The following is a 13589-nucleotide window of genomic DNA, read 5'->3' as shown; positions in this document are numbered from 1 at the left end:
GCTGCGCTCATTTTTGCAAGAGTCTTATGTCTTGATTGTTTTTCGGCTCGTCCGTACGGCGAGAGGCGTTGGTTATGAAGTTTGTTGATGAAGTATCGATTCGCGTAAAGGCTGGTGACGGCGGCAATGGCGCCATGAGTTTCCGTCGGGAAAAATTCATCGAAAACGGTGGTCCGAACGGTGGTGATGGTGGTGATGGCGGTTCCATCTACATGATGGCCGACGAAAACCTCAACACCCTGGTCGACTACCGTTACACCCGGCACTTCGATGCCGAGCGTGGCTCCAACGGCGGCAGCACCGACTGCACCGGTAAAAAAGGTGAAGACCTGATCCTGCGCGTGCCGGTCGGCACCACGGTGATCGACTCCGCCACTCAGGAAGTGATCGGCGACCTGACCAAGGCTGGCCAGAAACTGATGGTAGTGCAGGGGGGCTGGCACGGTCTGGGTAACACCCGTTTCAAATCCAGTACCAACCGTGCGCCGCGTCAGACCACGCCGGGCAAGCCGGGTGAGCAGCGCGACCTGAAATTGGAAATGAAGGTGCTGGCTGACGTCGGTCTGCTGGGCTTGCCGAATGCCGGTAAAAGTACCTTTATCCGTTCCGTTTCGGCCGCCAAGCCGAAAGTCGCTGACTACCCGTTCACCACGCTGGTGCCGAACCTGGGTGTGGTCAGCGTCGATCGCTGGAAGAGCTTCGTCATTGCCGACATTCCGGGTCTGATCGAGGGTGCTTCCGATGGTGCCGGCCTGGGCATTCGCTTCCTCAAGCACTTGGCGCGTACGCGTCTGCTGCTGCACCTCGTCGACATGGCGCCGCTGGATGACAGCAGTGCACCGGATGCCGCTGAAGTGATCGTCAACGAGCTGATCAAGTTCAGCCCGTCCCTGGCAGAGCGTGATCGTTGGCTGGTGCTGAACAAGTGCGATCAGATCCTTGAAGAAGAGCACGATGAGCGCGTCAAGGAAATCGTTGATCGCCTGGAATGGACTGGCCCGGTTTACGTGATCTCGGCGATCGCCAAGATCGGTACCGAGCGTCTGTGCCACGACATCATGCGTTACATGGAAGACCGTGCCGATCGCCTTGCTGCCGACCCGGCTTACAAGGAAGAGCTGGCCGATCTCGATCAGCGCATCGAAGACGAGGCGCGTGCGCAACTGCAGGCGCTGGATGACAAGCGTGCCCTGCGTCGCAGTGGCGTGAAGTCGGTCCACGACATCGGTGACGATGATTGGGATGAAGAAGATGTAGATGACGAAGACGGTCCGGAAATCATTTACGTGCGTGACTGATTCGTTGGGTAGGAGCTGCCGCAGGCTGCGATCTTTTGACCTTTAGAAGATCGCTGGTGTGTGCTGAGTCTTCATCTCAGGGCGGTGTTATCATCGCTGCAAGCCGTTTTTCTAAGGCGCCGCTCAATCGAGCGGCGTTTTAGTATCTGGAAATCGCAAGTCACAAATAACGTCATGGGCGGCGCTGGGTCGCGCCGCCCTCAAGCTAAGGTTGAAGATGATGCGGAGCAAGGTGACAGGTGCGCAGCGTTGGGTCGTGAAGATCGGCAGCGCTTTGCTGACAGCTGATGGCAAAGGGCTGGATCGCGCGGCAATGAGTGTCTGGGTCGAACAGATGGTGGCCTTGCATGAGGCTGGTGTCGAGTTGGTGCTGGTGTCCTCCGGGGCGGTGGCGGCCGGCATGAGCCGTTTGGGCTGGACCGCACGACCCAGTGCGATGCACGAGCTCCAGGCGGCCGCTGCGATTGGTCAGATGGGTCTGGTGCAGGCGTGGGAATCGAGCTTCGCCGAGCATGGCCGGCACACTGCGCAGATTCTCCTGACTCACGACGACCTGTCCGATCGCAAGCGCTACCTGAACGCTCGCAGCACCCTGCGTGCATTGGTCGAGCTGAAGGTCATCCCGGTGATCAACGAAAACGACACCGTGGTCACTGACGAAATCCGTTTCGGCGATAACGACACCCTGGCGGCGCTGGTGGCTAACCTGGTCGAAGCGGATCTGCTGGTGATCCTGACTGATCGCGACGGCATGTTCGATGCTGATCCGCGCAACAATCCCGAGGCGCAGCTGATTTACGAAGCGCGCGCCGATGATCCGAGCCTCGATGCGGTAGCGGGCGGTACGGGCGGTGCGCTGGGGCGTGGCGGCATGCAGACCAAGTTGCGAGCGGCGCGACTGGCTGCGCGTTCCGGTGCGCACACCATCATTGTTGGTGGGCGTCTAGAGCGCGTGCTTGACCGCCTGAAAGCGGGCGAGCGCATTGGTACCTTGCTGTCGCCTGAGCGCGGCATGCTTGCAGCGCGCAAGCAGTGGCTGGCCGGGCATCTGCAAACGCGCGGCACGCTGGTGCTGGATGATGGCGCGGTGTCGGCGCTGTCGCAGGGCAATAAAAGCCTGCTGCCGGTGGGTGTGAAGTTGGTGCAGGGCAGTTTCCGTCGCGGCGAGATGGTCGTCTGTGTGGCGCCCGATGGTCGCGAGATTGCCCGTGGCCTGGCCAACTACAGTGCGCTGGAAGCACAAAAAATCATCGGTCAGTCGTCGGATGCGATTGTCGGTTTGCTCGGTTACATGGCGGAGCCTGAGCTGGTCCACCGTGACAACCTGATTCTGGTCTAAGGAAAATTCGATGCGTTTAGCGAAAGGATTGTTGGGCTTGCTGATGGCGATGCCATTGCTGGCCTCGGCCGAGGAAATCGGTCAGGTGTCGACGGTGTTCAAGTTTGTCGGCCCGAACGACCGCATTGTGGTCGAGGCTTTCGATGATCCGAAAGTTGAGGGGGTGACCTGCTACCTGTCGCGCGCCAAGACGGGCGGCGTGAAGGGTGGTCTGGGTCTGGCTGAAGATCGCGCAGAAGCGTCGATCGCTTGTCGTCAGGTCGGCCCGATCAAGTTCAAGGGTGATCTGAAGGACGGCGATGAGGTGTTCAAGGAGCGCACTTCGCTGGTATTCAAAACCATGCAGGTGGTGCGTTTCCTCGACAAGAAGCGCAATACGCTGGTGTATCTGGTTTACAGCGATCGCTTGATCGAAGGCAGTCCGCAGAATGCCGTGACCGCGATTCCTATCCTGCCGTGGGTCCCGGTCCAGCAATAACACCGCAAAACCAACTGTAGGGGTGAGCCTGCTCGCGATGGCGGAGTGTCAGTCAATATATGCACCGACTGACACTCCGCCATCGCGAGCAGGCTCACTCCTACATTTTTTGCGCTGGATTGCTAAATCGCAGGCAATAAAAAACCGACCCTAAGGTCGGTTTTTTAATGACTACGTCGATTAAGCGGCTTCTTTCAGCGCTTTGACGTGGCCATTCAGACGGCTCTTATGGCGAGCAGCCTTGTTCTTGTGGATGATGCCTTTATCGGCCATACGGTCGATAACTGGCACAGCCAGAACGTATGCAGCTTGAGCTTTTTCAGCGTCTTTTGCGTCGATGGCTTTAACTACATTCTTGATGTAGGTGCGAACCATGGAACGCAGGCTGGCGTTGTGGCTGCGACGCTTCTCAGCCTGTTTTGCACGTTTTTTGGCGGAAGGTGAGTTGGCCACCGTCGAGCTCCTCGAAAGACTTTTTAGGAAATAGCAAACAAAATAGGCCGCGAATCATGCCGATGAGTTGAAGTCTTGTCAAGGGCACTTGAAACGTTCCGCTAAGTGGTAGGTATAAAGAGGCGGGATATTTATTTCCGGCGCTTGACCTGTAAACTCGCGAGCTTTGGCTCTGTGCTGCTGCGGCGCGGAGTATCGCACAAGTAGGCGCTTTGTTCGCCTGCTGTTTATCGACAGGCACAAATTCCCTCAATGAATCTGCTCAAATCGTTGGCCGCCGTCAGCTCTATCACGATGCTTTCCCGGATTCTGGGCTTTGTTCGTGACACGCTGATTGCCCGTACATTCGGCGCCGGGATGGCGACGGATGCCTTCTTTATTGCCTTCAAACTGCCCAATCTGCTGCGGCGTATCTTCGCCGAGGGTGCGTTCTCTCAGGCCTTCGTGCCGATTCTCGCTGAATACAAAAGCCAGCAGGGCGAAGAGGCGACCCGTACCTTCATTGCTTATGTTTCAGGCCTGCTGACGCTGGTATTGGCGGTAGTGACGGCGCTGGGCATGATCGCTGCGCCCTGGGTAATCTGGGCCACGGCTCCGGGCTTTACCGATACACCGGAAAAATTCCAGCTCACTTCTGATCTGTTGCGGGTGACCTTCCCTTATATATTGCTGATCTCCCTGTCATCGCTGGCCGGGGCGATCCTCAATACCTGGAACCGTTTCTCGGTGCCGGCCTTTGTGCCGACGTTGCTCAACGTCAGCATGATTGTGTTTTCGCTGTTCCTCACGCCGTACTTCGATCCACCGGTGATGGCGCTGGGCTGGGCGGTCTTGGTCGGTGGTCTGGCGCAGTTGCTCTATCAACTGCCGCACCTGAAGAAAATCGGCATGCTGGTGCTGCCGCGCTTGAATCTGCGCGACACCGGCGTCTGGCGCGTAATGAAACAGATGCTGCCGGCGATTCTCGGTGTCTCGGTCAGCCAGATCTCGCTGATCATCAACACCATCTTCGCCTCGTTTCTGGTCGCGGGTTCGGTGTCGTGGATGTATTACGCCGATCGCCTGATGGAGCTGCCATCCGGCGTACTGGGTGTGGCGCTGGGCACAATCCTGCTGCCGACGCTGGCGAAAACTTACGCGAGCAAGGATCGCCACGAATATTCGCGAATTCTCGATTGGGGCCTGCGCCTGTGCTTCGTGCTGGTGCTGCCGTGTGCGCTGGCACTGGGGATTCTCGCCGAACCGCTGACCGTTTCGTTGTTCCAGTACGGTCAATTCAGTGGCTTCGACGCCGAAATGACCCAGCGCGCACTGATTGCCTATTCTGTCGGTCTGCTCGGCATTATCGTGATCAAAGTGTTGGCGCCGGGCTTCTACGCGCAACAGAACATTCGTACCCCGGTAAAAATCGCAATCTTCACCCTGGTGGTCACTCAGTTGTTCAACCTGGTGCTGATTGGCCCGTTGGCCCACGCGGGGCTGGCCTTGGCGATCAGCGCGGGTGCCTGCCTGAACGCCGCGCTGTTGTTCTATCAACTGCGCAAACAGCAGATGTATCAGCCGCAACCGGGCTGGGCCAAGTTCGGCTTCAAACTGGTGGTTGCGGTGGCGGTGATGTCGGCAGTTCTGCTGCTTGGCATGCATTTCATGCCGCCATGGGATCAAGGGCATATGCTTGAGCGCTTCCTGCGTCTGGGCGCATTGGTCGCGGCGGGCGTGGTCGCCTATTTCGGTATGTTGCTGCTGCTCGGTTTCCGTTTGCGCGACTTCAATCGCAAGGCCTTGAGCTAAGGTTTTACCCTTTACAAACAGGCGCGGGTCGGCAGTTTTGTCGGCTCGTTCACTTTGCGTTACGGTGTTGCCTGTCGTCGACCGTCGGGTGTGGTTATAATCGACCACTTTATGAGCAAGAAGCGCGTTATGCAGCTGGTTCGAGGCCTCCACAACTTGCGCCCCCAGCATCGGGGCTGCGTCGCCACTATTGGCAACTTTGACGGTGTTCACCGTGGTCACCAGGCTATCCTGGCCCGACTGCGTGAGCGTGCGCTCGAGTTGGGCGTACCCAGCTGCGTGGTGATTTTCGAACCGCAGCCACGGGAATTCTTTGCCCCCGAGACCGCGCCGGCACGTCTGGCCCGGTTGCGCGACAAGCTGCAACTGCTGGCCGCCGAAGGCGTTGACCGGGTGTTGTGCCTGGCCTTCAACCAGCGTCTGAGCAAACTCAGCGCCAGTGAGTTCGTCGACACCATCCTCGTCGATGGCCTCGGTGTGCAGCATCTGGAAGTCGGTGACGATTTCCGCTTCGGTTGCGACCGTCTCGGCGATTTCGATTTCTTGCTGCAAGCCGGGCAGGTTCACGGTTTTACCGTCGAAGCGGCGCAGACCGTCGAGCTGGACGGCATTCGCGTCAGCAGCACGCAAGTGCGCAACGCGTTGGCCGCCGCCGATTTTGCTCTGGCCGAACGTTTGCTCGGTCGCCCGTACCGCATTGCCGGTCGCGTGCTGCATGGCCAGAAACTGGCCCGGCAACTGGGTACGCCCACTGCCAACATTCAACTCAAGCGTCGTCGCGTGCCGTTCACCGGGGTGTACCTGGTGGATGTCGATATCGACTGCAAGACCTGGCCCGGTGTCGCCAATATCGGCGTGCGGCCCACGGTACAAGGTGATGGCAAGGCCCACCTTGAAGTCCATCTTCTAGATTTTGCCGGCGATCTGTATGACCGGCGTTTGACGGTGGTTTTCCACCAAAAGCTGCGTGAAGAGCAGCGCTTCGCCTCCCTGGAGGCATTGAAAACGGCGATCAATGCGGATGTCGCCACCGCCCGTGCACTAGCCGCACCTAGCGCCCATCGCTAATGAAGAGCCTTAAATGACCGACTATAAAGCCACGCTAAACCTTCCGGACACCGCCTTCCCAATGAAGGCCGGCCTGCCACAGCGCGAACCGCAGATCCTGCAGCGCTGGGACAGTATTGGCCTGTACGGAAAGTTGCGCGAGATTGGCAAGGATCGTCCGAAGTTCGTTCTGCATGACGGCCCTCCGTATGCCAACGGCACGATCCACATCGGTCACGCACTGAACAAGATTCTCAAGGACATGATCATCCGCTCGAAAACCCTGTCGGGTTTCGACGCGCCGTACGTTCCGGGTTGGGACTGCCACGGCCTGCCGATCGAGCACAAGGTTGAAGTGACCCACGGCAAAAATCTGGGCGCGGACAAGACCCGCGAGCTGTGCCGTGCCTACGCCACCGAGCAGATCGAAGGGCAGAAGTCCGAGTTCATCCGTCTCGGCGTGCTGGGCGACTTCGCCAACCCGTACAAGACTATGGATTTCAAGAACGAGGCCGGTGAAATCCGCGCCCTCGCCGAAATCGTCAAGGGCGGTTTCGTGTTCAAGGGCCTCAAGCCGGTGAACTGGTGCTTCGATTGCGGTTCGGCCCTGGCTGAAGCGGAAGTCGAGTACGAGAACAAGAAGTCTTCGACCATCGACGTGGCTTTCCCGATCGCTGACGAAGCCCAACTGGCTGCCGCGTTTGGCCTGCCGTCGTTGAGCAAGCCGGCGTCGATCGTGATCTGGACCACCACCCCGTGGACCATCCCGGCCAACCAGGCGCTGAACGTTCACCCGGAATTCAACTACGCCCTGGTCGACATCGGCGACAAGCTGCTGGTGCTGGCTGAAGAACTGGTCGAAGCCTGCCTGGCGCGCTATGGCGTTGAAGGCTCGGTCATCGCGACCACCACCGGTAAACAACTGGAACTGATCAACTTCCGTCACCCGTTCTACGACCGTCTGTCGCCAGTGTACCTGGCCGACTACGTCGAACTGGGCGCTGGCACTGGCGTGGTTCACTCCGCTCCGGCCTATGGCGTGGACGACTTCGTGACCTGCAAGAAATACGGCATGGTCAACGATGACATTCTTAACCCGGTACAGAGCAACGGCGTGTACGTGCCGTCGCTGGAATTCTTCGGCGGCCAGTTCATCTGGAAGGCCAATCCGGCGATCGTCGACAAGCTGACCGAAGTCGGTGCGCTGATGCACACCACCGTCATCGAACACAGCTACATGCACTGCTGGCGTCACAAGACTCCGCTGATCTACCGCGCCACCGCGCAGTGGTTCATCGGCATGGACAAAGAGCCAACCAGCGGCGACACCCTGCGTGTGCGCTCGCTCAAAGCCATCGAAGACACCAAGTTCGTGCCGGCCTGGGGCCAGGCGCGGCTGCACTCGATGATTGCCAACCGTCCGGACTGGTGCATCTCCCGTCAGCGCAACTGGGGCGTGCCGATCCCGTTCTTCCTCAACAAGGAAAGCGGCGAGCTGCACCCACGCACCGTCGAGCTGATGGAAGAAGTCGCCAAGCGCGTTGAAGTCGAAGGCATTGAAGCCTGGTTCAAGATGGACGCCGCCGAACTGCTCGGCGACGAAGCGCCGCTGTACGACAAGATCAGCGACACCCTCGACGTCTGGTTCGATTCGGGCACCACGCACTGGCACGTCCTGCGCGGTTCGCACCCGATGGGTCACGAGAGCGGCCCGCGTGCCGATCTGTACCTGGAAGGTTCCGACCAGCACCGTGGCTGGTTCCACTCGTCGCTGCTGACCGGTTGCGCCATCGACAACCACGCGCCGTACCGCGAACTGCTGACCCACGGTTTTACCGTCGACGAAGCCGGTCGCAAGATGTCCAAATCGCTGGGTAACGTGATCGCGCCGCAGAAAGTCAACGACACCCTGGGCGCCGACATCATGCGTCTGTGGGTGGCTTCGACCGACTACTCCGGTGAGATGGCGGTTTCCGACCAGATCCTGCAGCGCAGTGCGGACGCCTATCGTCGCATTCGTAACACCGCACGTTTCCTGCTCTCGAACCTGACCGGTTTCAACCCGGCCACCGACATCCTGCCGGCCGAAGAAATGCTCGCGCTGGATCGTTGGGCGGTCGACCGCACCTTGCTGCTGCAACGCGAGCTGCAAGAGCACTACGGCGAATACCGTTTCTGGAACGTCTACTCGAAGATCCACAACTTCTGCGTGCAGGAGCTGGGTGGTTTCTACCTCGACATCATCAAGGACCGTCAGTACACCACTGGCGCCAACAGCAAGGCCCGCCGTTCGGCGCAAACCGCGTTGTTTCACATCTCCGAAGCGTTGGTGCGCTGGATCGCGCCGATCCTCGCCTTCACTGCCGATGAGCTGTGGGAATACCTGCCGGGCGAGCGTAACGAATCGGTGATGCTCAACACCTGGTACGAAGGTCTGACCGAACTGCCGGCCGACGTTGAACTGGGCCGCGACTACTGGGAGCGCGTAATGGCGGTCAAGGTAGCGGTCAACAAAGAAATGGAAATCCAGCGCGCGGCCAAAGCCGTCGGTGGCAACCTGCAAGCCGAAGTGACGCTGTACGCCGAAGACGCGCTGAGCGCCGACCTGGCCAAGCTGAGCAACGAACTGCGTTTTGTCCTGATCACTTCGACCGCCAGCGTGGCACCTTTCGTTCAAGCACCGGCAGACGCGGTCGTCACCGAAGTCAGCGGCCTGAAGCTGAAAATCGTCAAATCGGCCTTCCCGAAGTGCGCCCGTTGCTGGCACTGCCGTGAAGACGTCGGCGTGAACCCGGAACATCCGGAAATCTGCGGTCGTTGCGTCGACAACATCAGCGGCGCGGGTGAGGTTCGTCACTATGCCTAACGCCGTTGGCCGTTTTGGACGGTTGAGCTGGCTCTGGTTGAGTTTGCTGGTTCTGGTCATCGACCAGGCCAGCAAGTTTTACTTCGAAGGCAAGCTCGAAATGTTCCAGCAGATCGTGATCATTCCCGATTACTTCAGCTGGACCCTGGCCTACAACACCGGCGCTGCGTTCAGCTTCCTCGCTGACAGCTCCGGCTGGCAGCGCTGGCTGTTCGCCCTGATCGCGATAGTGGTCAGTGCGGTGCTGGTGGTCTGGCTCAAGCGCCTGGGCCGCAATGAAACCTGGTTGGCTGTCGCTTTGGCGCTGGTGCTGGGCGGTGCACTGGGCAATCTGTATGACCGCATTGCCCTGGGCCATGTGATCGATTTCATTCTGGTGCACTGGCAGAACCGCTGGTACTTCCCGGCGTTCAACTTCGCCGACAGCGCTATCACCGTTGGCGCGGTGATGCTGGCACTGGATATGTTCAAAAGTAAAAAAACCGGAGAAGCCGTTCATGACTGAACAGGTATTGGCTGAGCAACGCATCGGCCAGAACACGGAAGTCACTTTGCACTTTGCATTGCGCCTGGAGAACGGCGACACCGTCGACAGTACGTTTGACAAAGCCCCGGCGACCTTCAAGGTCGGCGACGGCAACCTGCTGCCGGGTTTCGAAGCAGCGCTGTTTGGCTTCAAGGCCGGTGACAAGCGTACGCTGACCGTCGAGCCGGAAAACGCTTTCGGCCAGCCGAACCCGCAGAACGTACAGATCATCCCGCGTTCGCAGTTCGTCGACATGGAGTTGTCGCCGGGTTTGCTGGTGATCTTCAACGATGCGGCCAATACTGAGCTGCCGGGTGTGGTGAAAGAATTCGACGACACGCAAGTGACCATCGACTTCAACCACCCGCTATCGGGCAAGACGTTGACCTTTGACGTGGAAATCATCTCCGTCAAAGCGCTGTAAAAATGTGGGAGCGAGCCTGCTCGCGATGAGTGCATGACATTCAGCATTTATGTTGACTGACACTCCGCTATCGCGAGCAGGCTCACTCCTACAGTGGTTTTTCATTGTTTTCGCGCGCAAGACACGAGGCACAGCATGCAAATCAAACTCGCCAACCCCCGTGGCTTCTGCGCCGGCGTGGACCGGGCGATCGAAATCGTCAACCGCGCCCTGGAAGTCTTCGGGCCGCCGATCTACGTGCGTCATGAAGTGGTGCACAACAAGTTCGTCGTTGAAGACCTGCGCAGCCGCGGGGCGATCTTCGTCGAGGAGCTGGATCAGGTGCCGGATGACGTCATCGTGATCTTCAGTGCTCACGGCGTATCCCAGGCCGTCCGTACTGAGGCCGCTGGCCGTGGCCTGAAAGTGTTCGACGCCACCTGCCCGCTGGTGACCAAGGTGCACATCGAAGTGGCGAAATACAGCCGCGATGGCCGTGAATGCATCCTGATCGGCCACGCCGGTCATCCGGAAGTCGAAGGCACCATGGGCCAGTACGATGGCAGCAATGGCGGCGCGATTTACCTCGTCGAAGACGAGAAAGACGTCGCCGAGTTGCAGGTGCATAACCCGGAAAAACTGGCTTTCGTGACCCAGACCACGCTGTCGATGGACGACACCAGTCGCGTCATTGATGCGCTGCGCACGCGCTTCCCGGCCATTGGCGGGCCGCGCAAGGACGACATCTGCTACGCCACGCAAAACCGCCAGGATGCGGTCAAGCAATTGGCTGACGAGTGTGACGTCGTGCTGGTAGTCGGCAGCCCGAACAGCTCCAACTCCAATCGTCTGCGCGAGCTCGCCGAGCGCATGGCCACGCCGGCCTACCTGATCGACGGTGCCGAGGACCTGCAAAAGAGCTGGTTCGATGGCGTTGAACGTATCGGCATCACCGCCGGTGCCTCCGCGCCGGAAGTGCTGGTGCGCGGCGTGATTCAGCAATTGCAGGCCTGGGGCGCAACCGGCGCCGACGAACTTGCCGGTCGCGAAGAGAACATCACGTTCTCGATGCCTAAAGAGCTGCGCGTGCGTTCGATCTGACACGTTTGTTCTTTTGACACAGCGCCTGCTCAGTTTTTTCGCTGGCCAGGCGCACGCGACCGGTCGCCGCCAGTACCACCTGGAGCTGGCTGACCGGCTCGTTTACCGAGCAGATATGTAGTTTCCCTGCCTGAAACATCCGCCCGGGCATCAGCGGCTTACCCAGGCTGCCAAATCTTATATAACGACTCACCCACCAGTTACCGGCAATCGGAATTCGCTGATCGCTCGCGCGTTCGACCAGCAGTGGATTGCTGCTGTCCTCCGGCCCTTTGCCGCTGATATCCAGAATGATTCGCCAGCCCCGGCTCCAGTCGCCGTCGATGCCATGAATGACCACGCTTTGATTGTGCGTGATCGCTAACGTTCGAGCATTGCGAATACCGTCGAGCAGCGATTGCGCAGCCTGATGGCGATGGTTCGACTCGGTGAGCGCGGCAAACGCCGGACTGACCAGCAGCAGAACAATTGCGCCAATCGCCAGTCCCATAAGCAGTTCGATCAGGCTGAAACCCTGTTGCGACATGAAAACTCCCTCCATGGAGTGTGATGAGCGGCGCGCTCCGTGCGCCGGGCAGGGCAAATCAACCGACGCGGGCCGGTTGAATGTTCTAGCGTGTAGAAGCAGGTATAGCCGACGGCAACGGAGGGCATCGATGGATCTTCGTACAAAAGGTTTCACGCTGATCGAGTTGTTGGTCGCGGTCGCGATCTTCGTGATCCTGATCACTCTGGCGGTGCCGGCATTCACCCGCTCGGTGCAGGGCAGCAAGGCCGATACCGAGATGGGCGATCTGCAACGGGCGATCAACTTCGCCAGACTCGAAGCCATCGACCGTGGCACTACCCTGCGTCTGCGCCCGACCGCCGGTGGCAGCGTCTGGACCGGTGAGTTGTCGGTCTACGACAGTACTGGCACTTCGGCCAATGTGTTGCGGGTTGTTCCCGCGATGAGCAGCGGCGCAACTCTGACGCTAACCTCAGGAGTGACCGCACTGGATTTCAACAACCTCGGCGGTCTGGCGGCACCGTCGACGGCGGTGGCCATCAGTTACACGTTGGGCACGCAAAGCAGGACGCTGAACGTGTGTTTGAACGGACGAATTCAATTGGGTGGAAGTTGCGGATGAGGGCAGGGAGCAAAAATGCACAGCAGGGCATGACGCTGATTGAAGTGCTGGTCGCGTTGCTGATTCTGACGGTCGGGTTGCTGGGCGCGGCGGCAGTGCAACTGAATGCGCTGAAATACACCGATAGCTCACGGATGACCAGCCAGGCGAGTTTCATTGCCTACGACATGATGGACCGCATCCGCGCCAACTCCGGCGCCGACTATACCGTCACGCCTCCGACCTCAGGCAACCTGAGCGTTGCCCGCGATCAGGACCTGTACGACTTCTCCACCAATATCATCAATTTCGGCGGCCCGACGGCGACCGGCAGCATCACCCTCAATCAGCGCGTTTACACCATCACAATCAACTGGAGCGATGCGCGGGCGGCCAACACCGCCAGCGCTCAACGCAGTTTTGTCCTGAGCAGTCGCGCTGCAGTCGATCCGGTAGCCACGCCATGAGGCGCCATCAGCGGGGTTTCGGCCTTATCGAAATGCTCATCGCCTTGGCATTGGGGCTCATCGTGGTGTTGGGCGTGGTGCAGATTTTCATTGCGGCGAAGAATACCTATGTCAGCCAGAACAGCGCTGCCGCAATGCAGGAAGACGCGCGTTTTGTGTTGAGCAAAATGATTCAGGAAATCCGTATGGTCGGGATGTTCGGCTGTCTCGGCACTATCCTCGATTCGAGCTCCGCTGGCGACTTCAACGCTGCGCAGGTCATGCCGATCAGTTGGGATAATGCCAACCTGAAACTGACGCTGGTCACCGCCGATATCGGCGGCGGCGGGGGCACACCAACCTGGACGGTACTCACCGATTGTCGTAACAGCGCAACGGCCTATACCGGCCTGCGATCCCCGGCGAGCGGGCAAATCGCGTTCCCTATCCGGCGTCTGATCTACAGCTTCAGCAACAATCAGATTCTCATGGGCACCGGCAGCGGTACGCCGACCCAGCAGGTGCTGGTGAACAATGTCAGTGCGTTCAACGTCACCTTCGGTCTGGCCAGTTCCGCGACGGATGTGGCGGCCTCGACGTATAGCGCCAACCCCAGCGACCCGGCGCGCATCCGCAGTGTGCGCCTGAGCCTGACCCTTGCTGACCCGAGCAATCGGGTCGCCAATCAAACCTTCAATGTGGTTGCCGCTTTGCGCAACCGCTTGCAGTGAG

General features: G+C 59.3%; 14 protein-coding genes. 12 read left to right on the top strand and 2 right to left on the bottom strand.

Annotated elements, in window-relative coordinates; all coding sequences use genetic code 11:
- Positions 1 to 74: 74 nt before the first annotated feature.
- From cgtA to BK670_RS00265, 3 genes are all read left to right on the top strand, one after another.
- Positions 75 to 1298, top strand: coding sequence for an Obg family GTPase CgtA (gene cgtA, locus BK670_RS00275; RefSeq protein ID WP_122599737.1), 1224 nt, complete (start codon positions 75 to 77; stop codon positions 1296 to 1298).
- Between the two features lie 220 nt (positions 1299 to 1518).
- Positions 1519 to 2637: a glutamate 5-kinase gene (gene proB, locus BK670_RS00270; protein WP_042561149.1), complete on the top strand. Its 1119-nt coding sequence runs from the start codon at positions 1519 to 1521 to the stop codon at positions 2635 to 2637.
- Positions 2638 to 2647: 10 nt separating this feature from the next.
- Positions 2648 to 3115 carry a CreA family protein gene (locus BK670_RS00265; RefSeq protein WP_007909822.1) on the top strand — a complete coding sequence of 156 codons (468 nt, stop codon included), beginning with the start codon at positions 2648 to 2650 and terminating at the stop codon, positions 3113 to 3115.
- Between the two features lie 180 nt (positions 3116 to 3295).
- On the opposite strand, the gene rpsT is transcribed toward BK670_RS00265, so the two are convergent.
- Entirely contained in the window at positions 3296 to 3568 is a 273-nt protein-coding gene (gene rpsT, locus BK670_RS00260) for a 30S ribosomal protein S20 (RefSeq protein ID WP_003228351.1), read from the bottom strand.
- A gap of 252 nt (positions 3569 to 3820) precedes the next feature.
- On the opposite strand from rpsT, the gene murJ reads away from it, so the two are divergent.
- From murJ to ispH, 6 genes are all read left to right on the top strand, one after another.
- Positions 3821 to 5359 (top strand): murein biosynthesis integral membrane protein MurJ, encoded by a 1539-nt coding sequence (gene murJ, locus BK670_RS00250; RefSeq protein WP_123448175.1) that lies wholly within the window; start codon positions 3821 to 3823, stop codon positions 5357 to 5359.
- 129 nt (positions 5360 to 5488) lie between these two features.
- Positions 5489 to 6427, top strand: coding sequence for a bifunctional riboflavin kinase/FAD synthetase (gene ribF / locus BK670_RS00245; protein WP_185036710.1), 939 nt, complete (start codon positions 5489 to 5491; stop codon positions 6425 to 6427).
- A gap of 13 nt (positions 6428 to 6440) precedes the next feature.
- Complete coding sequence (ileS, locus tag BK670_RS00240) at positions 6441 to 9272, top strand: isoleucine--tRNA ligase (RefSeq protein WP_123448173.1); 2832 nt, start codon at positions 6441 to 6443, stop codon at positions 9270 to 9272.
- Positions 9265 to 9777, top strand: a complete 513-nt coding sequence (gene lspA, locus BK670_RS00235) for a signal peptidase II (protein WP_007909836.1) — start codon at positions 9265 to 9267, stop codon at positions 9775 to 9777. The genes ileS and lspA overlap by 8 nt, the downstream gene beginning before the upstream one ends.
- A 7-nt stretch (positions 9778 to 9784) precedes the next feature.
- A complete protein-coding gene (gene fkpB / locus BK670_RS00230; RefSeq protein ID WP_174244532.1) occupies positions 9785 to 10222 on the top strand; it encodes an FKBP-type peptidyl-prolyl cis-trans isomerase in 438 nt (145 codons plus the stop codon).
- 135 nt (positions 10223 to 10357) lie between these two features.
- The gene (gene ispH / locus BK670_RS00225; protein WP_034153853.1) at positions 10358 to 11302 is read left to right on the top strand and encodes a 4-hydroxy-3-methylbut-2-enyl diphosphate reductase; all 945 of its coding nucleotides are present in this window, start codon (positions 10358 to 10360) and stop codon (positions 11300 to 11302) included.
- Here the strand turns inward: ispH and BK670_RS00220 are convergent.
- A complete protein-coding gene (locus BK670_RS00220) occupies positions 11274 to 11828 on the bottom strand; it encodes a GspH/FimT family pseudopilin (RefSeq protein WP_123448172.1) in 555 nt (184 codons plus the stop codon). The two genes, ispH and BK670_RS00220, sit on opposite strands and share 29 nt — an antisense overlap.
- A gap of 130 nt (positions 11829 to 11958) precedes the next feature.
- On the opposite strand from BK670_RS00220, the gene BK670_RS00215 reads away from it, so the two are divergent.
- Genes BK670_RS00215 through BK670_RS00205 form a run of 3 tightly spaced genes read left to right on the top strand, consistent with a single transcriptional unit; the run spans position 11959 to position 13588 of the window.
- Positions 11959 to 12432: a GspH/FimT family pseudopilin gene (locus BK670_RS00215; RefSeq protein WP_123448171.1), complete on the top strand. Its 474-nt coding sequence runs from the start codon at positions 11959 to 11961 to the stop codon at positions 12430 to 12432.
- Positions 12429 to 12878 (top strand): type IV pilus modification protein PilV, encoded by a 450-nt coding sequence (pilV, locus tag BK670_RS00210; protein ID WP_123448170.1) that lies wholly within the window; start codon positions 12429 to 12431, stop codon positions 12876 to 12878. Before BK670_RS00215 ends, pilV begins: the two co-directional genes overlap by 4 nt.
- Positions 12875 to 13588 (top strand): PilW family protein, encoded by a 714-nt coding sequence (locus tag BK670_RS00205; RefSeq protein ID WP_123448169.1) that lies wholly within the window; start codon positions 12875 to 12877, stop codon positions 13586 to 13588. Before pilV ends, BK670_RS00205 begins: the two co-directional genes overlap by 4 nt.
- Position 13589 lies beyond the last annotated feature (1 nt).

The organism is Pseudomonas fluorescens, assembly GCF_003732425.1.
Classification (GTDB): Bacteria; Pseudomonadota; Gammaproteobacteria; order Pseudomonadales; family Pseudomonadaceae; genus Aquipseudomonas; species Aquipseudomonas fluorescens_BE.
This window is presented reverse-complemented; position numbering and strand designations above follow the sequence as displayed.

What these genes read in the sequence shown, in the direction of transcription:
- cgtA (WP_122599737.1), top strand. Translation starts at nt 75, where the DNA reads ATGAAGTTTGTTGATGAAGTATCGATTCGCGTAAAGGCTGGTGACGGC.
- proB (WP_042561149.1), top strand. Translation starts at nt 1,519, where the DNA reads ATGCGGAGCAAGGTGACAGGTGCGCAGCGTTGGGTCGTGAAGATCGGC.
- BK670_RS00265 (WP_007909822.1), top strand. Translation starts at nt 2,648, where the DNA reads ATGCGTTTAGCGAAAGGATTGTTGGGCTTGCTGATGGCGATGCCATTG.
- murJ (WP_123448175.1), top strand. Translation starts at nt 3,821, where the DNA reads ATGAATCTGCTCAAATCGTTGGCCGCCGTCAGCTCTATCACGATGCTT.
- ribF (WP_185036710.1), top strand. Translation starts at nt 5,489, where the DNA reads ATGCAGCTGGTTCGAGGCCTCCACAACTTGCGCCCCCAGCATCGGGGC.
- ileS (WP_123448173.1), top strand. Translation starts at nt 6,441, where the DNA reads ATGACCGACTATAAAGCCACGCTAAACCTTCCGGACACCGCCTTCCCA.
- lspA (WP_007909836.1), top strand. Translation starts at nt 9,265, where the DNA reads ATGCCTAACGCCGTTGGCCGTTTTGGACGGTTGAGCTGGCTCTGGTTG.
- ispH (WP_034153853.1), top strand. Translation starts at nt 10,358, where the DNA reads ATGCAAATCAAACTCGCCAACCCCCGTGGCTTCTGCGCCGGCGTGGAC.
- BK670_RS00220 (WP_123448172.1), bottom strand. Translation starts at nt 11,828, where the DNA reads ATGTCGCAACAGGGTTTCAGCCTGATCGAACTGCTTATGGGACTGGCG.
- BK670_RS00215 (WP_123448171.1), top strand. Translation starts at nt 11,959, where the DNA reads ATGGATCTTCGTACAAAAGGTTTCACGCTGATCGAGTTGTTGGTCGCG.
- pilV (WP_123448170.1), top strand. Translation starts at nt 12,429, where the DNA reads ATGAGGGCAGGGAGCAAAAATGCACAGCAGGGCATGACGCTGATTGAA.
- BK670_RS00205 (WP_123448169.1), top strand. Translation starts at nt 12,875, where the DNA reads ATGAGGCGCCATCAGCGGGGTTTCGGCCTTATCGAAATGCTCATCGCC.